A 20,757-nucleotide genomic window follows, 5' to 3' on the forward strand; every position below is an offset into this window, starting at 1 on the left:
CCAATTGAATCTAATTTCACTAATTTTTAGCTTCAGAATAATCTGCAAAATTCGACTTAGTTATATTCGAGTAGATTTGTGTAATTAGATTCAATTCGTGCCATTCGTGTCTGCAAGATTTGTGAAATTCGATTTAATTTGTGTTATTCGTGTTAATGTCAAACACTCCTTTTTTACAGGCAATAGCGGTAAGTAAAATATATTCCGGTAAACAGTTGGCCGGTGTTAAAACCACCAGCATTAGTATTGAGCAGGGTAAAATAACCGCTATTATTGGTGAAAGCGGTAGCGGCAAGAGCACCTTATTACGGTTGTTATATGGCTTGCTTTCGCCGGATGAAGGTGTTGTTCAATTTAAGGGTGAACGTATTTGGGGACCCGAAGAAAAGCTGATTCCCGGCCATGACGCCATGAAAATGGTTACCCAACATACCGACGACTTGAACCTGTTTGCTAAAGTATGGGACAATGTAGCCGCCATGCTGCCGGCTACCGACCTGAAAGCCAAACAGCAAAAAACCGAGCAGGTGCTCACCCAGCTAAACATGATTCACATGGCCGATAAACGCGTTGCCGACCTAAGCGGAGGCGAGAAACAACGTGTGGCTATTGCAAGGGCTATAATTACGCGGCCGCAGGTATTATTGTTGGATGAACCCTTTAACCAGGTAGATACTTCTTTTAGAGAAGGCCTGCAACAGGATATCCGCCAGATAGTAAAAGAAACCGGCATTACCGTGATCATGGTATCGCATGACCCGGCCGAAGTGCTTTCAATGGCCGATGAATTGGTTGTGATCAAAAATGGCGAGATTGTAGAAAAGGGACATCCTAAAGCGTTATATCAGCACCCGCAGCATTTGTACACTGCCCAATTATTGAGTAACTGTAATGTACTTACTGCCGCTGAGGCGAAGGTTTGTAGTATTGAAACAGTAAAAGATCATGTGGTAATCTATCCTGACTGGGTGAGGATCAAACTAATTTCATCGACCAAAAGCTGGACTATAAAACAAATTCTTTTCAGGGGATTTTATGAAGACCTGATACTTGAAAAGGATGGTGTTATCTTACGTGTATCAAACGGCGAACCAGACAGCTATAAAGAAGGCGATATGGTATCTGTTAGGTTTTGGAAGTGGCTGGAATATTAATAACGTGATTTTATTAATAATGTCGGTCAATCTAAATAAAGGGGAAAATCTTCAGGGGCAGATCAATTCTCGTTGATCAATATATCCTTAGCCATGATCATGGGTACGCTGATATACTTTTTCTCCATATAATTGATCACTTTCTCCAGGATCTCGCGTGATTCTTTATCAAGGCCCTGAACTTCATCGGCAAAAACAGAATTGATGGCCGTGTTACGAATCTCTTTGATCTTTTCGGGCACCTGGCGCATGGCTACTTCAATACGGCGTTGTTTTAACTGAGTTAAAAACTCGGAAATATTCTGCTCTATAATGCCTTCGGCGTGTACCAGTTCGTGGTAGCGCTCCTGTAAGTTGCGTTTGGCAACTTCGTTTAGTGAGTGTACTTCAATAAAGTTAACAGGGAATTGTTCTAATACTTCAGGGGCGGTATCGTTAGGGATGGCCAGATCAACAATGGTTTTTCTGCCGGTTTCGCCGTTAAGCAGCGATTTGTATATTTCTGTGGTGATGATAGGCTCAACTGCCGATGTGCAGGTGATAATGGCATCAAAGCCTTTATTGTATGTTTTAAGTGCTTCTAAGTCAAAAGCTTCGCCGTTGAGGTCATCGGCTAATTGCTGTGCCTTTGATACCGTGCGGTTAAACACCGCGAAGTTGCTGAACTTATGCTTTTGAAGATATTTGGAAATATTGCGGTTGGTTTCGCCTGCACCGATGATCAATACACGGGCATTTGAACAGAGGTTTAAATCTTTAAGCTTGCGGTAAGCCAGCGATACAACCGAAATAGGATTTTTTGAAATATTGGTGTGGGTATAAACTTCTTTGGCGGTTTTAACAACACAATTCATGATCATACGCATACCATCACCGGTTAGGCCGGCTTCTCTGCAATGTTCATAAGCTTTACGTAACTGGGCAAGAATCTCTTTTTCGCCTACAATCAAACTCTCTAAAGAGCATGAAGTACGTAACAGGTGGATCATCGCTTCCTGGTCTTCATAAATAGAAGCACCTTCCATAAAGGTACTCAGCGAATGCTCACAAAGCTCCGTGTTAAAAGCTTCTATAAAGCGTTTGGCAAAGTCTTTATCAACCACCTGGGGCGTAGTCATAACAAATTCCACACGGTTACATGTAGCCAGGTAAAATATTTCCGGAATTCCAAATTGTGTTTTTACCTGTTGAAGCTTTTCAGTTAGATTTTCCTGGCAAACCACCAATCTTCCTATTTCCTTCAGTTCAATCTGTTTGTGTGTAAAAGCAATAACCTTTAAATACTTCAAAGCAGTTTTAAATTTGACCGAACAAAAATATCACTATATATGGGATGCAATGTCAAGACTTTGTCAAACAGGCGTATTTAGAATGGTTATAAATTAACTGAAATGACTGTAAAACCACATTTAAATTGCCCAAAACGGTATTTGCAAAAACAACGTATATCTGCAATGCGCGTATTCAAAAACATTAGCCTTGTGGTATTGATAATTGGTTACACCTTTGCGGGTATTAACCATTTCTGGCATCCGGGTGGTTATATCTCCATTATTCCACATTATATTCCTTATCCGGTTTTGATGAATAAGCTGGCCGGTGTTTTTGAAATTTTATTGGGGCTGATGCTTGTTTGGCCACGCACGAGGATATGGGCGGTTTATGGTATTATACTGATGTTGGCTGCCTTTTTACCGGTACATATTGATATGGCCTTGCACGCACCCCTTAAGTTGGGCACTTTGAATGTAACCCCTCTGGGAGCCTGGCTTAGGGTTGCTTTGCAGCCGGTTTTAATGTTGTGGGTTTGGTGGCATGCAAAAGCTTAACATTAAAAGCTTACCTTAATTGCAAAACAAATCTTGTTGTTTTTTATTTAAGCATACAGAAACCCAACATCAAAATATGGATCTGCAAAGTGTTGAAATGCGTAACCTGGAAGTACAGGATTACCAGGAACTAAAAAAATCAATGAAATCGGCGTACATGGATATGGACGAAGATTATTGGGATGCCAATTCCATCAAAAAATTGATCAAAATTTTTCCCGAAGGGCAGATCTGTGTAACCGTAAATGATGTGGTTGTGGGCTGCGCATTGGCTATTATGGTTGATTATCAAAAATTTGGCGATAACCATACCTATAAACAAATTACCGGTGATAGTACTTTTAAAACCCATACCGAGAAGGGCGATGTGTTATACGGCATAGATGTGTTTATCCATCCTAATTATCGCGGATTGCGTTTAGCCCGCCGCCTTTACGATGCCCGTAAAGCCCTTTGCGAAAAGCTGAACCTGAAAAGCATCATAGCCGGCGGCCGGATCCCCAATTACCAAAAATTTCAGAACGACCTTACGCCACGCCAATATATCGACAAGGTAAAGTATAAAGAAATCTATGATCCAACTTTATCATTCCAGTTAGCCAATGATTTTCACGTGCGTAAGGTGTTGCGTAATTACCTGCCTGAGGATAGCCGGAGTAAAGGTTTCGCTACGCTTATTGAGTGGAACAACGTGTATTACGAGGAAATAAGCAGCGCGATCAACCAAAAAACCGTAGTACGGATAGGCCTGGTACAGTGGCAAATGCGCCCGTACAATAACATCAGCGAACTGTTGAAACATGCCGAATATTTTGTTGACGCGGTGAGTGATTATCAGTCAGATTTTATACTGTTCCCCGAGTTATTTGGCACGCCTTTAATGGCAGATTATAACCACATGGATTCGGCAAAAGCCATGCGCGAACTGGCCAAATATACCCAACCCATTATCGAAGAGTTTTCAAAACTGGCGGTATCATACAACGTAAATATTATAGCCGGCAGTATGCCTACCATTTTTGAGGAGTCGTTGTATAATGTATCCTACCTTTTCAGGCGTAATGGCAGCATGGAAGAGGTTTACAAAATTCATCCAACACCGTCCGAGATCAGTTCATGGGGTATTCGTGGCGGCGATGAGGTTAAGGTATTTGAAACCGACGCAGGTAAAATTGGTATTTTGATTTGTTACGATGTAGAGTTCCCGGAACTATCACGCATTTTGGCCAGCCAGGATATGCAGATCCTGTTTGTTCCGTTTTTAACCGATACCCAAAACGGTTATAACCGGGTTAAATTCTGCTCGCAGGCCCGCGCTGTTGAAAATGAATGTTACGTAGCCATAGCCGGCTGTGTAGGTAATTTACCAAACGTAAACAATATGGGTATCAGCTATGCACAATCGGCGGTGTTTACGCCATCAGATTTTGGATTTCCTACCAATGGTATTCAATCTGAAGCTACTCCAAACAGCGAAATGATTGTTATTGCTGATGTAGATCTTTCTTTATTGGATGAGTTGCATGAGTACGGCAGCGTACAAAATTTAAAAGACCGTAGAACCGATTTGTATAACATTACTTTTAACGGCAAAAAGGTTTAGTTTTGGGTAATGATCCGCAAAGACAACTACACCCTTCCCGGCGCTAAAGGTCGCCCTATGCTTATTGATGTAACTTATGACGACGCTTTAAAAAATGCGCCGGTGGTGATTTTTGCGCATGGATTTAAGGGCTTCAAAGATTGGGGCACGCACAATTTAGTCGCCAGGTATTTTGCCCAGAATGGGTTTAAATACCTCAAGTTCAATTTTTCACACAATGGCACTACGCCGGATAATCCGCTTGATTTTGCCGACCTGATGGCTTTTAGCGAGAATACATTTTCGATTGAGCTGGAAGATTTGGATACCATTATCGATTTTGCCTGCAGCGGGTCGGGAATGGCGGTGGCTAATGGCGTTTACCTGATAGGACATAGCATGGGCGGTGGTATTAGTATCATCAAATCGACAGAAGATAACCGGATCAGGAAATTGGTTACCATGGCTTCTATTTCCAGTTTTTATAACCTTTGGCCCGAAGAAATTGAAATTCAATGGCGTTTGCAGGGTATTATTTACATGCCCAATAAGCGCACAGGCCAACAAATGCCGTTGAAATCCACCCTGTTGGATGATTTGGATAAGCACCCCAAACGCCTTGATATTTTAACGCAAGCCAAAAAAGTTAAACAGCCCTGGTTACTGATGCATGGTGATGCCGACCCTACCGTTCCACTTAGCCATGCCGAAGAGTTATGCGCGGCTAATCCCAACGCCGAATTTATAGTAGTGCCGGGCGCAGATCATACTTTCGGCGGCTCGCATCCCTATTTAAGGGATGAATTGCCAGCTTCGTTGGTAACTTTTTGTGATACTGCCATATCATTTCTGCGTAAATAAAAACCACGGCTGTAAATCAATCGTAACTTTTTTGCGTTAATTGTGTCACAACCTGCATAAGTACTATAATTGCCAACATGAGTTTACAAGCATCCCGTAAAAAGGGAAAAAAATATATCAACGTTATTCCCACCGACGAAGCCGGTTTTGGCAAAATGATTCCTATCCTGCGCGAGTACATGGGCAACAAAGCCGAGAATACACCCCAAAAGCAACTTGGCCCATTTAAAACAGATACCTCTGTTTACAATACGCCGCCGGAAAGCGGTTTGCGCTTTACCTGGGTAGGCCACTCCAGTATCCTCATCGAGATAGACGGCAAACGCATCCTTACCGATCCTGTTTGGGGCGAGCGGGCATCATTCTCTAAATATTTAGGGCCGAAAAGGTTTTTTGAACCTCCTATTGCTTTAAGCGACTTACCGCCTTTGGACGCAGTATTGCTTTCTCATGACCATTACGACCACTTGGATAAGGGTACCATCAAATTTTTTGCCGGCACTTCTATTCCTTTTTATTGTTCCATAGGGGTTGGGCAGTACCTGGAAAACTGGGGTATAATAGGAAACTTCATTACCGAAATGGATTGGGGCGATAGCGTATTGATTGGTAACGAGATTGTAATAACATCTACCCCATCAAGGCACTTTTCGGGGCGCGGTGTTGTTAATCGTAATGAAACACTTTGGGCAAGCTTTGTGATAAAAGGTCCCAAACACAATATCTATTTTGGTGCCGATTCTGGCTGGTCGCTGAGCTTTGCCGAAATTGGAGAAGCCTTTGGCCCGTTTGATTTAACCATGTTAGAAGTTGGCGCATACGGTAAATATTGGGCAGATATTCACATGGGGCCAGATCATGCTTCAAATGCCCACATTGCCCTTAAAGGCAAATTAATGATGCCCATACATTACGGGACATTTAACCTTGCTCCGCATGCCTGGTATGAGCCCGTTGAACGATTGGAAAAATATGCTAAAGACAAAAAGGTGAGCCTTTTTGTACCGGAGCCAGGTAGACCAATCGAGGTTAAAGGAGCTTATAATTCAGCGTGGTGGAAAAAGTTTATGTAGTAGAAGCCCCACCCAAACCCTCCCCTGAAGGGTAGGGCTTTAAAACGGAATTATTGGGCTAATTAAAAGATGCTTGTAACATTTTAACTTTACAACATTCCAACAACAAACATTCCGCTCATGTCTCAGCCCTATATCTTAGTCGTTAATGGCAAACCCGAAGGCCCGTTCAGTATGGATGAGCTGAGGGCTCAAAATATAAAGCCTACCGACTTTGTTAAAACGGGTGATATGCATGATTACAAAGAAGCCCAGGAAATTGCCGAACTAAGAGAGTTGTTTGGTTTTGCCAAACCAGCTTTGCTAATGCAATACTTTGGCAGTTTTGATCAGCGATTGGTAGCTTCTGTTTTAGATTGGTTTATTGTTTTTGGCTCGTTTGTGATCATTATTTTTATTGTAGTAATTCTTATAATTCAGGATAAAGAAACCCGTATGATAGCCAGCTTCGCGCTATTGGGTTGTGTTCCGGTAGCCAATTTCATTTACCATATTGTAATGGAATGCTCTTTAAAGCAAGGCACTTTGGGCAAGCAAATGATCAAAATAAAAGTGGTTGATATGTATGGCGAGCGTATTACGCCGGGTAAATCCATTACACGTAACTTTGCCAAAATACTATCGGTAATGACGTTTTTTATAGGTTATCTGCTGGCATTTTTTAACAAGCAGCAACAATGCCTGCATGATATGCTGGCGGGCACTTTGGTCATTAAGGAGCGGTTGTTTTAATTACTATTTATTTGAAATACCTTTTTGTGTGTAGTACCCGATACACGACTATTTTATTCTTAGCCTCTTTGTAGTGAATACCATACGGAAATTGATATAAAGGAGCTATCCTAATTCCGCGATATCTAACCTGAAATATTTGCGGTTCTCGTTCAACGAATTTCATTGTTCCGAAGAACTCCAAAAAGAATTTATCAGTAAGTGTTGAGAGAATTTTATTGTAATAATCTTGAATATCCTCTAAATCTTTTTCAGCTTTTAGCCTGAAAATAACTTCATAGATCATTTGGGAAGAAATCTATCTTTAATGGTTTGAAAAGATACATATTCGGCTTTACCCTTGGCTTCCTCATCAAGCATCTCATCCATCATCAATTTATATTCATCGGTAAGCTCAAGATTTAAATGGTGTTGATGTAATAAATCCTCATACTCGCCTATCGGAATAATTACAGCGGTCTTTTCGCCCTTATCGTTAGTTATGAACTGAGTTGTCATTAATCAAATTTAATGTTTTTTAGGTTATTACAGTAATAAGCGCGACCAAATGTTTACAATTTGTACATTTAATCAAATGAAAAAGACTGCTGTTATTGAACTTCTTAATTCTCTTGAAGATGAGTTTGACCTCAGGGAATTTATACAAAGCCTTGTTTTTATCGAAAAGGTAGCGAAGGGGTTAAAAGATGTAGCAGATGGAAAAGTGAAGGATTTAAAGGAAGCTAAATCAAAATATAATGCTGAGTTTGTATCAATGATTCTACAAGGTGAAGAAGATTTAAAAGCCGGAAAAGGTGTCAAATTAAATATTGACAAGTTGTTTTAAAATATAATCCCACCTCACGCTTATTTCGTGTTTGGTATTAAGTAGCGTATTTTCTCGCGCTAAGAATCAAAGAAAATTAAACAAATTACATTGCGTCTTAGCGTCTCTGCGCGAAATAAATTATTCTTATACCTCACCTTTTCACATTTAAAAGCAATTTGCCCTATTAATTCATCATTTACATCTGCTACAGATTAATCCACAACATATTCATTAAATTTGCATCTTATTAATTATCCGCTGCATGAATACTGATGCTGTTAAATTGCTGCAAGGCCGCTATTGTAATTCGTTAACCGAATATTCGCGTTTTGTTACCCGCGAGGTTAATATTGGCGATGTGCCGATGGGGGGCAATAACCCTATACGCATACAAAGCATGACCACCACCGATACCATGGATACCCTGGGCACGGTTGAGCAATCCATCCGTATGGTTGATGCCGGTTGCGAGTATGTGCGCATCACAGCACCCAGCATTAAAGAAGCCAAAAACCTGGCCGAGATCAAAAAGCAGTTGCGTGCCCGTGGTTATAATGTGCCATTGGTTGCCGATATTCACTTTACACCCAATGCAGCCGAAGTAGCTGCCCGTATTGTTGAAAAAGTGCGTGTAAACCCCGGCAACTACGCCGATAAAAAGAAATTTGACCAGATAGATTATACTGACCTTGAGTACCAGGGCGAGTTAGAGCGTATTTACCAGAAGTTTGCCCCATTGGTAAACATCTGTAAAGAATATGGTACGGCCATGCGTATTGGCACTAATCACGGCTCGTTAAGCGACAGGATCATGAGCCGTTACGGCGATACGCCGCAAGGCATGGTAGAATCGGCCATGGAATTTATGCGCATGTGCGAAACGCTGAATTACTACAACCTCGTGATCAGCATGAAATCAAGCAATCCGCAGGTGATGGTGCAGGCTTACCGCTTACTGGTAGAAACCATGGTTGCCGAAGGTATGAACTACCCGCTGCACCTTGGCGTAACAGAAGCTGGCGACGGTGAGGATGGTCGTATAAAATCTGCAGTAGGGATTGGTACCCTGTTAGAAGATGGTCTTGGCGATACGGTGCGTGTTTCCCTAACCGAAGAGCCCGAAGCCGAAGCACCGGTGGCTATTGAGCTGGTTAAACGATACTCTTTGAGGAGAAGCCCCACCCAACCCTCCCCGGAAGGGAGGGCTTTAAAATCAAAAGTCTCCCCTACCGGGGGAGATTTAGAGGGGGCTCACAATCCTTACGAATACAAAAAAAGGCACACCTATGAGGCTAATGCCTTTATTGGCGGGCATATGGTGCCAAGGGTAGTGCTTGACCTATCTAAAAAGAATTTAAAAGATCCGGCTATCATGGCGGATGCGGGTTACATCTATTCGCCTTTGCTTGATAAATACAACATGGCAGAGCAATCGGTCGATTTTGTTTACCTGGCCGATGAATTGCCTTCGTTCACACTGCCGGGCAATTTAAAACAGTTATACAATTACAAAACCTGGTTAAAGCTAACTGATAAAACGCTTTGTCATCCATTGTTTAGCCTAAAGGAATACACTGAGGCAGCAGACAAAACCTCGGCGTTAAACCTGGTAAGCATTTTGCCTTCTGAACTGGAATCAGACGAATTTGGCGCACTACCTTTTGATAACTCGCTGGTTTTTGTATTGGAAACCAATGCCCTCCACGGTATGGCCGATCAGCGTGCGTTTTTCTTTAAAATGGAAGAGTTAGGTTTGGATGTACCTGTGATAGTGAAAAGGAGCTACAGCCCCACCCAACCCTCCCCGGAAGGGAGGGCTTTTGAAAATCAATCAGATCAAAAAGTCTCCCCTACCGGGGGAGATTTAGAGGGGGCTATAACCAAGTTGCAACTCTACGCCGCTACCGACCTTGGTGCCCTATTAGTTGATGGTTTTGGAGATGGTATTTGGATTGATGCTCCGGAGGTTGATACTAAGGTGGTCACTTCAACGGCGTTTGGTATTTTACAGGCTACGCGCTCACGCATTTCAAAAACAGAATATATCAGCTGCCCAAGCTGCGGTCGTACATTGTTTGATCTGATGATCACCACGCAGATGATCCGCAGCCGTACAAGTCATCTTAAAGGCTTGAAAATTGGTATTATGGGTTGCATTGTAAATGGCCCCGGCGAAATGGCCGATGCCGATTACGGTTATGTAGGCTCAGGTACTGATAAAATCACCCTTTACCGTGGTAAGGAAGCTGTTAAGAAAAATATCAGTTCGGCAAACGCGCTTGATGAATTGATTGGCATTATTAAAGAAGACGGTAACTGGGTAGAGCAGGAATAACCTGTCCCAAACACATATGAGCGATAAGATCACTGTTTCAACCATTTCGTCAACGCTTAAGCATTACCTGTTATCGGTTAATACCAATACCGGTTTTGGGGTTGTTGATGACAGCTGGAACCAGGATGATTTCGCGGTGATAGCAAACGAGCCGGGATTAACCCATGGTTTGCCTGTTAAAACGGATTATTACTCGGTTATTTTATGCCTTAGAGGGGGCTGTAAAAAAACTATTGGCCATTTTGTGTTCGAGGTTTATACCAATTCTATCCACCTGGTATCGCCCCAGTTTATTACCTCGTTTGAAGATGCCAGCTCAGATCTGTTACTTTACCAGGTAGTTTTTAAAAAAGAGTTTTTAACCGATAGCCTGCTTAAGGAAAATATTTTGAATAACCTGTTGGAGGTAAACCCCGATTATCCGCCCATTTACGGCCTCTCACAAAAAAGCTGCGCATCATTAAAAGCACTATACGAAAAAATAAGTGACGAAGCCCGGGAGAAAGGTGCGTTCCACTTACATATTTTAAGATTGCTTTTAACTGATTTACTTTACGAAATGAACCGGGCTTGCGAAAACTGCCTGCTGCATTCTACCCGGCATTTAAGCAAACAATACCAGCTGGTTTATAAATTTAAAAAACTGGTGGAAGATCAGTTTTTGATCCTTAAAACGGTACAGGAATATGCCGATGCTTTGTTTATTTCGGCTAAATATTTAACCGAAATAGTAAAAGCCGAAACCGGGCAAAATGCCTTACATGTTATCCATAACAGGCAATACCTTGAGGCGCAATACCTGCTCTCCTCATCTGGCCTTAGCATTAAGGAAATTGCCGAGCGGTTAAACTTTGATAACAGTTCGCACTTTAGTCGTTTCTTCAAACGCTTTGCCGGTAATAACCCATCCGAGTTTAAACAACTCCAATAACAACAAGCTTTTATCGTACAATTATTGCCGTTATGACCATTGGCTGACGTTAATAATTGCCTATCGGAAAAATTGGTTGTTAAAACCGATTTATTGAGATTGATGGGCCTCGCTATCCGCAGTACCTTTGACTTGTCAATCAACAACAACAGTCATGAAAAAGCAAAACATCGAATTCATAAAAGGCAAGCTGCTTCAGCTTTACTTTGAAACATACCAGATCCTGACTATTATCTACAGGTAATAATCGAGATAGAATTTAACTCAGTAGCTATCGAATAAAAAATACTTAACATTCAGAAAATACTCAACCGTTCGCGGTTTCAATATATTATACCGACATATCAAAAGAAAGGCAGACTCCGAAAATGGTCTGCCTTTTGTTTTTAAAACAGTTTTCTGAAAATAAACAGGGTTGCCTCGCGCTCCCCTGAGTATAATTAAAAAGCATCTTCAATATTGTTTTATCCTGAATGAGGCTGCAATCATGTTGCTGTCATTGGCAGGTTTGCCGTTGGTTACCAAAGCTTCAAGCACGTTGTTTAATTTTTGTTGCACCTTCTTTTTGCTCACATTTAAATGTGCCTTAATGGTTTCGCTATAAATGAGTTGGTTGGTGCTATCATAAAAACGTATGATCTGCACATCCCGCTGGTGTAAATTACTTTCAACTACCCAGGTGCCTATATTTTTTGATTGTGCAATACTGCTTAAAGCAGCTATGCAAACAATGGCTAATGTTAATATTGTCTTTTTCATGTTGATAAAATTTAAATCTGCATCTAAATTATTACTGTGGTAACATATTATAAATGAACAACGTCATACAGCAGGGATATGGATACAAGCAGGATCACAGGAGATATGAACTACCTTTGTCGATTATTTTGATTGAAGAATGCCCGGCGCAATGTTGTTTGTCGACATCGGGATGTCGTCTGTCGACGAAGTGACAGATTAGGATTTTGCGCCAAATGATTATATTAAATTAGCTATATGGAAAGCTTGATGGATAAGGCCCTGGGCGGTATTAAAATACCAAGGCTGTGGCAGCACATCCTGTTTTGGATTGCGGTATGCCTTTTTATTACCTCTATGTACTCGGTACAAACCAATTTTATGGTATCGGCAAGGAACAACCTTATTTTTATGCCGATACAAATAGCCTATTACTACACTATCGCGGGTTGGCTTATGCCTGGGTACCTGCTCCCCGGTCGGTATTTTAAATTTGCGTTGGGTGTACTGTGCATCATAACGTTATCGGTTGTTATTACCCGTATAGCTGGTATCCTGTTTGTAACGCCCTATACCATTAAAATGATGCATGTTACCGATGGTGATTATCTGCTGGCAGCTCAACGGCCATTTTTAGAAAAGTTTTTTGACTTACAAAATATGATTAATGCCTTTAAAGGCACCAACCTTTTTATCGGCTTTATTTTGGCTATAAAGTTGGCCAAAATGTGGTATGAGCGCAGGGAGGCTACTTTGCAATCGGAGTTAAGCGCGCTAAAGGCACAGGTACACCCACATTTTTTGTTTAACACGCTGAATAATCTTTACGCGTTAAGCCTCAGTCAATCGCAAAAATCGCCGCAGGTTATCCTCAACCTTAGCAATATCCTGCGTTATATGCTTTATGAGTGCGATACCAGTGAAGTATCCCTGAGCAAAGAAGTAGTAATGCTGCAACAATATGTAAGCCTGGAAAAATTACGGTATGACAAGCGGCTGGATGTTACCTTTAATATTTATGGCGATACCGAAGGTAAACTGATTGCCCCCTTGCTGATGTTGCCTCTTATTGAAAATGCTTTCAAACATGGTGTAAGGGAACAAACCGACGATGCCTGGGTTAATATCAGCCTATATATGATGCGCGATGAGCTGAAATTAAAAATATCAAATAGTAAACAGATTGGAAAGGAAGGCTCGATTGGTAAAACGGGTAACATTGGTCTGCAAAATTTAAAAAAGCGGTTGGCGCTCATTTATCCTGCAACGCACCATCTTAAAATAACCGACGATAAAGATATTTTTTTGGCCGTTCTCGACCTGAAGTTAAACTTTGAACCACAACCTGCCCCTCAATTAACCCAGCATGAAGCTACGTACAGTTATAGTTGATGATGAACCATACGCCATTGAGGTAATTGAAAACTACCTTGGTTATTTTGCCGACCTGGAACTTGTAGGTAAATGCAGTAATGCTATACAGGCTTTTCAGTTATTGCAACAAAAAACGGTCGACCTGATGTTCCTTGATATCCAGATGCCCGGCATTAACGGGATTGATTTTTTGAAGACGCTTAAAAATCCTCCCAAAACCATTTTTACTACGGCTTATAGTCAGTACGCGATTGATGGCTTTGAGCTTAATGCCGTTGATTATCTTTTAAAACCCATTGCACTTGACCGTTTTATGCGTGCTATTGACAAAGTTTACCAAAGTAATACCGGCAAAACGAATATTGCTCATATTGCAGAAAAGCCTATTGGCGATACTGAAGCTTACCTGTACCTGAAGGTTGAGCGTAAAACCATCAAGATAAATGTAAACGATATTTTATGGATTGAGAGCCTGCGCGATTATGTAAAGGTAATTACCATGGATAACGTGTACATCAGCAAACAGAAAATCAGTTTATTGGAAGAAATGCTGCCCGGAAATAAGTTTGTGCGGGCACACCGCTCATTCATCATAGGCATAGTGCATATTAAATCATTTTATGCCTACAGTGTGGAGGTTAACGGCCATGAACTACCCATTGGCCGCAACTATAAACAAGAAATGCAAAAACGTTTAAAGGCCGAAAACTTTCATTTTAGTTAACGGAGTAATTTTATGCTTTGGTTGCTGGCGTAAAGTTATAACATAGCTCACCACGGGTTGCATTCCAGGTCATGATTCCCCGGTTTATGATAGCTAACTAAAAACTACCTGCGTTGTATACGCTACCCTGCGGATAACACCGTTTTGTGAGCCAGGTTTCCATTTTGGCGATAATTTCATAACCCGGATGGCTTCGTTATTAGCGGCCGGATCGGCACCTTTAATAACCTTAATATGGTTTAGTTTTCCTGTTTTTTCAACTACAAAATATACCATAATACGTTTACCTGCGGCACCAGGAATAGAACGCAGGTTTGATTTGATAAAGGCAGTTAGTTTTTGCTGCCCACCCGGAAACTCAGGTAATACTTCTTTAGGTTCGGCAAAAACAGCGCTTTTCTTCGTAGAATCTTTTGGTGCAGCAGCGAACGAACTTTGTGTTGCGCAGCAAAAAGTTAGAATTGCAAGAATGGGTAAAAGTTTAAATTTCATATCGACTATAATATCAAGAGATTGAAAAGGTTTTATATTTTAATTAATCAACAGCGTTAAATTCCGCAAACATATTGCCTGCTTCGGCAAGGCTGCTTAGGTTTACGTAATCGCAAACGTCGGCGTACTCGGTCCATAGCTGGTGTACCACCGCGTTGGCGTGTGCCTGCCGGATGGCCTCTGCCGATAGCCATTCAAAAACTTCTACAACGGTTCCGTCTGCTGCTTCCATAATAGTGGCTTCCCTATCAGTTACCAGGCCTTCTGCTTTCAGGCGCGGGTGGTGGGTTTTAGTGAGTTCTTTTAACGCTTCGGCTTTGCCGGGCTTGGGTTTGTAGGCTACAATAACTATACGTCCCATAAAAATGTGAAATTTAAATGATGAAGCAATTTACAATTTTAAAAACTCTTATAGCAATACGGGGTTTTGATTTCACATAACGATAACAATATGGCAAAGAAAGTTGCAGACCAATTGGTTGAAATGCTGGTAAACGCCGGTATCAAAAGAATTTATGCCGTAACCGGCGATAGTTTGAACGAGGTAAACGATGCCGTGCGTCGGGAAGGCAGCATTCAGTGGGTACATGTACGCCATGAAGAAGCCGGTGCCTACGCCGCCGGCGCCGAAGCACAGCTAAACGGATTAGCCTGTTGCGCGGGTAGCAGCGGGCCGGGCCATGTACACCTCATTAACGGTTTGTACGATGCCCATCGCTCTGGCGCCCCGGTTATTGCTATCGCATCTACTATTGCCAGTTTTGAGTTTGGTACATCCTATTTCCAGGAAACTAATACCATTAAACTCTTTGATGATTGCAGTTATTACAACCAAATAGCAACAACACCTAAACAATTGCCACGTATGTTGCAGGCTGGCATCCAAAGCGCATTACATCAAAAAGGAGTTGCGGTGATTGGTTTGCCCGGCGATTTGGGTATGATGGATGCTGTTGAAATTGAAACATCAACCCAAAACTTTAACCCCATCCCGGTGATCCGCCCCAATGATACCGATTTGCAGCAATTAGCTGCCATGGTTAACCAATTTCATAAGATTACCATTTTTTGTGGTATCGGGGCTGCCGAAGCACATGACGAGGTAGTAGAATTATCCCAAAAGCTTCATGCAACCGTTGCATACTCTTTCCGCGCTAAAATGGATATTCAATACGATAACCCTAATGAAATAGGCATGACTGGATTATTGGGCCTACCATCGGCTTACCATAGCATGCATGAGAGCGATCTGCTTATTCTTTTAGGAACCGATTTTCCATACACCCCTTTTATGCCCACCAACTGCAAAATTGTACAGGTAGATACCAGGCCCGAACGCATCGGCCGCCGTGCAAAAATTGATGTTGGCTTATGCGGAACCATCAAAGATACCCTTACCGCTCTGCTGCCCCTCATCGCCCAAAAAGAAGATGATAGTTTTTTGCAGGCACAGCTAAAGGTTTATGCAGATGTAAAAGACAAAATGCAAACCTACGTTGACGATAGTGGCGAAACCGAAAAGATCCACCCCGAATTTGTTGCCCATGTGTTGGATAGACTGGCTACTGATGATACCATTTTTACGGTGGATACAGGCATGTCATGCGTTTGGGGATCGCGTTATATTAACGCTACCGGCAAGCGTAAAATGATAGGTTCATTTAACCATGGTTCTATGGCTAATGCCATGCCGCAAGCTATTGGTGCAGCGTTGGCCCGACCTGGTCAGCAGGTAATTGCACTTTGTGGCGATGGTGGGCTATCGATGTTATTGGGTGATCTGGCAACCATTGTACAATATAAATTACCCGTTAAAATTATCGTTTTCAATAATCGCTCTTTAGGGATGGTGAAGTTGGAAATGGAGGTGGCTGGCCTACCCGATTGGCAAACCGATATGTATAATCCCGACTTCGCGCTGGTTGCCCAGGCTATGGGCATCAAAGGCTTTACAGTTACCGAACCAGACCAGGTAAGGCAAGCCATCAGCGACGCCCTTGCTTTTGATGGCCCCGCATTGGTAAACGTATTCACGGATCCCAACGCCCTGGCTATGCCACCAAAAATAGAACTGAAACAGGTGGCCGGCATGGCCGTATCCATGACCAAACTAATACTTAACGGCCAAATGAATGAGGTATTAGATACCGTTAAAGCTAATTATAAGCATCCGAAAGATTTGCTGTAATAGCTACCGCGAGTTTAGCGCAGCGTAACTCGTGGTAATTCAATTTAAGTTTTCAACTTAAATTGAAAATCTTGCTGATTTGATAGGTGTATGAAATTTCACCTAATTTAAGTTGAAAACTTAAATTAGGTGAGCCACGAGTTACGCTGCGCTAAACTCGCGGCAGCTATGTCTTTTTGCAATTAATTCCCTTTTTGCTTACTCAATAAATTTACGAACAATCTATATGCGCCCGGTACGCCGGCGGGAAGTTCCCTGAAGAAAGCTAACGATGTATACACAAATCTGCCTTTACCGTAATCGCCAACTATTAGTGAACCGTTAAGCGGCGATTCGCCCTTGTCGTTCATCTGGAAGATGGCTTTATATTGTGGGTCTATATCGCTTACAAAGTATAGTCCGCGCTCCTGGATCCATCCTTTAAAATCATCCTGGTTTATTTTGTTAGGATAGTTTAGTACCGGGTTTTGCTGATCAAGCACCGTGACTGTAGCATCCTCATCAGTAACCCTGCGGTTTACCACTGTAAAAGGGTATGGCCCAATTTGTTTGACCACCAGGCCAGAGTTGTTATTGTATTGAACCACCAAATTGCCGCCGTTTTTAACGTATTCCATCAGCTTGGGTTGCTCATATACCAGGCGTTCATTTACGTTATAAGCACGCACGCCGGTTATAATGGCGTCGTAGCTGGATAGATCGGTGTTCATGATCTCATTTTCGCTCAATAAATGTACATCGTAACCAACCTGGCGCAGGGCTTCGGGCATCAGGTCGCCTGCACCGGCAATGTAGCCTAATTTTTTACCACCGGTTTTCAGGTTGAGGTTTACCAGGGTAGCCTCGGCAGGAGGGAACAAGGTAATAGCCGGCACGTGGTCATAACGGATGCGTTTTAGCGACATGGAATACGGCTTGCCATTTGCTGTCGCGATCACTTGCAGGTTGCTTGTTTTAGGCTTATTATCTGATGGAGTTACGGTAAAAGCAACCGTCCACTCATCATTTTTGGCCTTACCAGTAAAATCAATTTTATCTGGACTAATCTTCCAGCCCTCAATAGGTTTTATGCTGATGTTGCCGCTTGCAGTGGTAAAGCTTTTTAATTTTATTTGTACGGTTTGTGCTTGCTGCGAATTGAAAATATAATCCTTACCATCAATATTAGCTGTAACCGGCGGTGTAATCTCCAGGGGCTGATACACCTCGCCACGAACAGGGTCGGTATATTTATATAATAAACGCCGCTCAAAATTTACCGGTTTGCCCTCAATGATAAACTGAAAATTTACTTTAAGCAGATCGGGGTTTTCGGGGTTACCGGCAAGCCTGTCATCGGGTAAATTATAGGTGCCAATTTTATGCGGGGTTTCTAACCAGTACGGCTGACTTATTTTATCAGCCACGGTTGTACTTTCAAAACTTTGCTGCTGATTGGCAGGAATTATTTTTGACCCCAAATCCAGCACATCGGCTCCAATCCCAATCTTATTGATTTTTACCTTATCATTATAGCGGTTCACCACTTGTGATCGCGCCTGGATCTTATCGCCTAAAGCATAAGTTGCCTCGTTGGCATAACTTTCAAACCATAAGCCTGCGCAGGCGGCTATCAGATCACTCAATTCCTTTGTTTTTTGCTCGCGCCAGTACGTGTCCGATACCTTTTCAATTTTACCTAATAAAGCAACCATTGGGGTAACAGATTTCTCCGGGTTTTCGGGGATGAAATTGCGGGTGATCACGCTAACCGATGCCGCTATATCCGCGCCGTCTTTTACCCTTTTCCAGGAGGTTTCAACGCCATCCATCAGGTCGGTTTGAGGGGCATCGCCCAAAATGGTTTTAAAATATTCAAAAGATTCACCGCGTTGTTTAGCTGCGCCAAAGCCCTGGGTTTTATGGTTACTGCGGCTTTCGGCAGCAATTTCGCCATAACTTTTACCAAGGGTTGGGTTGTAAACGCCAACGTCTATCTTAAACTGATCGGCCGCAGTAGTATTGGTGCTGCCAAAGTTAAAGGTATTCCACATCAGCCTTTTGGCCTGCCATGGTTTTACATATTGTAATTGCTCGGGATATTTGGTTGGGTCGGCAGCTGCGGTAAAGGCCTCCTGCGCTAAAATAGCCGACGAGGTATGATGCCCATGACCTCCTTCGCCCGTAGTAGGGAAACGGCAAATGATCACATCCGGCCTAAACTTGCGAATCACCCAAACCACATCGCCCAAAACCTTTTCCTTATCCCATATCTTCAGGGTTTCTTCGGGCCCTTTAGAGAAACCGAAGTCATTAGCGCGGGTAAAAAACTGTTCGGCACCATCCATTCTGCGGGCCGCCAAAAGCTCCTGCGTACGGATCAGTCCCAATAGCTCGCTTTGCTCATTACCTATCAAATTCTGGCCTCCATCGCCGCGGGTAAGTGCCAGGTAGCCTGTGCGGTAATGTTTTTCCTGTGCCAGGTAAGCCAGCAGGCGGGTGTTTTCATCATCGGGGTGGGCGGCTACATATAATACGCTACCCAGCGTGTTTAGCTTTTTTAAGTTTTGCTGTATGGTGCCCATATCTGTTGGCGGCGATGTTTGGGCAATTACACAGGTATTTAATATTAAAAAGGTTATAAGGAGATTTATCCGCTTCATGGCAACAAATATATTGAAAGATACCTATTTACAATTTCGTGTATCATAAATGTAGCAGATGTTACAAGATGGTGACCGACCGTGTACCTACATCTTTTTGGAATCATATCATCAAAAAAAAGTTGTCATTTCGAACGAACCGGTAGGGATTGGGCACCGGAGGTAAGGAGAAATCTTGTAAAAGCGGACATTCGGTCATGCAAGGCGTAGAAGATTTCTCCTCGCAGCCCCGCTTTTCCCGCGCTTGCTCGTTCGAAATGACATTTTAGTTTAACAAAAAAGATGTGGGTATACGGAAGGATAGTGACGGGGAGCATTTAGCCTTATGTACCCTCGGGGTCTCTCGATCAGAGGACCCTGAGGATTTGTTCAACGAAATCACGACGACGGTACTTAGCAGGCGGGCTCAGGGTCCCCTTTTCAAGGAGACCCTGAGCGGACGTCAATTTTGAGCGGGCGTCAAATTTGCCAAAACGATAATTGTTTAAACATTCAATTGCTAAAATCAAAAAAAAATAAACTGATGAAAACAAATTTGTCATTCGATAGTAATCAATTAATCAAATGATTAACTTTTGTGTTTTATTACTTTGCCTAATCAATCGTTTGATTAATTTTGTGCCGTTAAAACAATGGACAAAGATAAAATAGATAAAAAAGACCACATCCTTGACGTAGCCGAGCGCGTATTTGCCGACTATGGGTTTGATGGCGCTTCTACCCGTACAATCTCGGGCGAGGCTGGTGTTAATATGGCGATGCTAAACTATTACTTCGGTTCAAAAGAAGGACTTTTCCTGGCAGTTTTTGAGCGTAAGATCTCGTCGTTCCGCACATTATTACAGAACATAGGTAATGATGATACAATGACAACCTGGGGCAAGCTCGAAAAGTGCATCGATAATTATGTAGAGCGTATCATCGTAAATAACTGTTTTCAAAAATTGATTAACCGTGAGGTTTCCATGAACAAACGCTGGACGCTTACCGATAAGATCACCGAGATTTTGATGGTGAATGTTCATGAGATCAAAAAAATTATTGAAGAGGGGTTAAATAATGGTAGCTTTTATAGCGATATTGATATTCCTTTGGTTATAGCCACCATATTTGGTACCAAAAATTATATTATTAACATGCCACAACTATCATCCTTAATACTGGGACATGATATTCGTGATGAAAAATTTATGGAAGAAAACCTGAAGCCCCGGGTTAAAACATACATGAAAAGACTTTTAAAAGCTTATTTAGTTAATGAAAATGACAACTCGAAATAACAAAACCAATCACC

At 42.2% G+C, this 20,757-nt stretch carries 20 protein-coding genes; 13 read left to right on the top strand and 7 right to left on the bottom strand.

Annotation, left to right across the window (positions count from 1 at the left end; genetic code table 11):
* Positions 1-155 precede the first annotated feature (155 nt).
* Positions 156-1,154: an ABC transporter ATP-binding protein gene (locus FHS10_RS26490; RefSeq protein WP_259096981.1), complete on the top strand. Its 999-nt coding sequence runs from the start codon at positions 156-158 to the stop codon at positions 1,152-1,154.
* 62 nt (positions 1,155-1,216) lie between these two features.
* Here FHS10_RS26490 and hemA read toward each other — a convergent pair whose 3' ends face one another.
* Positions 1,217-2,443, bottom strand: coding sequence for a glutamyl-tRNA reductase (hemA, locus tag FHS10_RS26495; protein WP_259096983.1), 1,227 nt, complete (start codon positions 2,441-2,443; stop codon positions 1,217-1,219).
* 165 nt (positions 2,444-2,608) lie between these two features.
* Here hemA and FHS10_RS26500 point away from each other — a divergent pair, with 165 nt between their 5' ends.
* From FHS10_RS26500 to FHS10_RS26520, 5 genes are all read left to right on the top strand, one after another.
* On the top strand, positions 2,609-2,983 hold the full coding sequence (locus FHS10_RS26500) for a DoxX family protein (RefSeq protein WP_259096985.1): 375 nt from the start codon (positions 2,609-2,611) through the stop codon (positions 2,981-2,983).
* A gap of 76 nt (positions 2,984-3,059) precedes the next feature.
* Positions 3,060-4,586: a carbon-nitrogen hydrolase family protein gene (locus FHS10_RS26505; protein ID WP_259096987.1), complete on the top strand. Its 1,527-nt coding sequence runs from the start codon at positions 3,060-3,062 to the stop codon at positions 4,584-4,586.
* Positions 4,587-4,595: 9 nt separating this feature from the next.
* A complete protein-coding gene (locus tag FHS10_RS26510) occupies positions 4,596-5,426 on the top strand; it encodes an alpha/beta hydrolase family protein (protein ID WP_259096989.1) in 831 nt (276 codons plus the stop codon).
* Between the two features lie 77 nt (positions 5,427-5,503).
* A complete protein-coding gene (locus tag FHS10_RS26515; protein WP_259096991.1) occupies positions 5,504-6,499 on the top strand; it encodes an MBL fold metallo-hydrolase in 996 nt (331 codons plus the stop codon).
* 120 nt (positions 6,500-6,619) lie between these two features.
* A complete protein-coding gene (locus tag FHS10_RS26520) occupies positions 6,620-7,231 on the top strand; it encodes an RDD family protein (protein WP_259096993.1) in 612 nt (203 codons plus the stop codon).
* A gap of 7 nt (positions 7,232-7,238) precedes the next feature.
* On the opposite strand, the gene FHS10_RS29330 is transcribed toward FHS10_RS26520, so the two are convergent.
* Together FHS10_RS29330 and FHS10_RS26525 are read right to left on the bottom strand one after the other, a co-directional pair.
* Positions 7,239-7,517, bottom strand: coding sequence for a type II toxin-antitoxin system RelE/ParE family toxin (locus FHS10_RS29330; protein ID WP_374759840.1), 279 nt, complete (start codon positions 7,515-7,517; stop codon positions 7,239-7,241).
* The gene (locus FHS10_RS26525) at positions 7,514-7,729 is read right to left on the bottom strand and encodes a hypothetical protein (RefSeq protein WP_259096995.1); all 216 of its coding nucleotides are present in this window, start codon (positions 7,727-7,729) and stop codon (positions 7,514-7,516) included. The genes FHS10_RS29330 and FHS10_RS26525 overlap by 4 nt, the downstream gene beginning before the upstream one ends.
* Before the next feature lie 76 nt (positions 7,730-7,805).
* Here FHS10_RS26525 and FHS10_RS26530 point away from each other — a divergent pair, with 76 nt between their 5' ends.
* From FHS10_RS26530 to FHS10_RS26540, 3 genes are all read left to right on the top strand, one after another.
* A complete protein-coding gene (locus FHS10_RS26530) occupies positions 7,806-8,057 on the top strand; it encodes a DUF2683 family protein (RefSeq protein WP_259096997.1) in 252 nt (83 codons plus the stop codon).
* Positions 8,058-8,301: 244 nt separating this feature from the next.
* Positions 8,302-10,374, top strand: coding sequence for a (E)-4-hydroxy-3-methylbut-2-enyl-diphosphate synthase (ispG, locus tag FHS10_RS26535; RefSeq protein WP_259096998.1), 2,073 nt, complete (start codon positions 8,302-8,304; stop codon positions 10,372-10,374).
* Positions 10,375-10,390: 16 nt separating this feature from the next.
* On the top strand, positions 10,391-11,305 hold the full coding sequence (locus FHS10_RS26540) for a helix-turn-helix domain-containing protein (RefSeq protein WP_259097000.1): 915 nt from the start codon (positions 10,391-10,393) through the stop codon (positions 11,303-11,305).
* A 453-nt stretch (positions 11,306-11,758) separates the two neighbouring features.
* Here the strand turns inward: FHS10_RS26540 and FHS10_RS26545 are convergent, their stop codons facing one another.
* Complete coding sequence (locus tag FHS10_RS26545; RefSeq protein WP_259097001.1) at positions 11,759-12,064, bottom strand: hypothetical protein; 306 nt, start codon at positions 12,062-12,064, stop codon at positions 11,759-11,761.
* A gap of 237 nt (positions 12,065-12,301) precedes the next feature.
* Here FHS10_RS26545 and FHS10_RS26550 point away from each other — a divergent pair, with 237 nt between their 5' ends.
* A complete protein-coding gene (locus FHS10_RS26550) occupies positions 12,302-13,435 on the top strand; it encodes a sensor histidine kinase (protein WP_259097002.1) in 1,134 nt (377 codons plus the stop codon).
* Positions 13,410-14,141 (top strand): LytR/AlgR family response regulator transcription factor, encoded by a 732-nt coding sequence (locus FHS10_RS26555; protein ID WP_259097003.1) that lies wholly within the window; start codon positions 13,410-13,412, stop codon positions 14,139-14,141. The genes FHS10_RS26550 and FHS10_RS26555 overlap by 26 nt, the downstream gene beginning before the upstream one ends.
* A 93-nt stretch (positions 14,142-14,234) precedes the next feature.
* Here the strand turns inward: FHS10_RS26555 and FHS10_RS26560 are convergent, their stop codons facing one another.
* Both FHS10_RS26560 and FHS10_RS26565 read right to left on the bottom strand, forming a co-directional pair.
* Positions 14,235-14,633, bottom strand: coding sequence for an energy transducer TonB (locus FHS10_RS26560; protein WP_259097005.1), 399 nt, complete (start codon positions 14,631-14,633; stop codon positions 14,235-14,237).
* Between the two features lie 43 nt (positions 14,634-14,676).
* Positions 14,677-14,994: a hypothetical protein gene (locus tag FHS10_RS26565; protein WP_259097007.1), complete on the bottom strand. Its 318-nt coding sequence runs from the start codon at positions 14,992-14,994 to the stop codon at positions 14,677-14,679.
* A gap of 90 nt (positions 14,995-15,084) precedes the next feature.
* On the opposite strand from FHS10_RS26565, the gene FHS10_RS26570 reads away from it, so the two are divergent.
* Positions 15,085-16,821, top strand: a complete 1,737-nt coding sequence (locus FHS10_RS26570; RefSeq protein ID WP_259097009.1) for a thiamine pyrophosphate-dependent enzyme — start codon at positions 15,085-15,087, stop codon at positions 16,819-16,821.
* A gap of 182 nt (positions 16,822-17,003) precedes the next feature.
* On the opposite strand, the gene FHS10_RS26575 is transcribed toward FHS10_RS26570, so the two are convergent.
* Positions 17,004-19,463: a PIG-L family deacetylase gene (locus FHS10_RS26575; RefSeq protein WP_259097010.1), complete on the bottom strand. Its 2,460-nt coding sequence runs from the start codon at positions 19,461-19,463 to the stop codon at positions 17,004-17,006.
* Between the two features lie 632 nt (positions 19,464-20,095).
* Between FHS10_RS26575 and FHS10_RS26580 the strand changes: the two genes are divergently transcribed.
* On the top strand, positions 20,096-20,743 hold the full coding sequence (locus tag FHS10_RS26580) for a TetR/AcrR family transcriptional regulator (RefSeq protein WP_259097011.1): 648 nt from the start codon (positions 20,096-20,098) through the stop codon (positions 20,741-20,743).
* Positions 20,744-20,757 lie beyond the last annotated feature (14 nt).

The organism is Mucilaginibacter dorajii (genome assembly GCF_024808255.1).
In the GTDB taxonomy this organism is placed as follows: Bacteria; Bacteroidota; Bacteroidia; order Sphingobacteriales; family Sphingobacteriaceae; genus Mucilaginibacter; species Mucilaginibacter dorajii.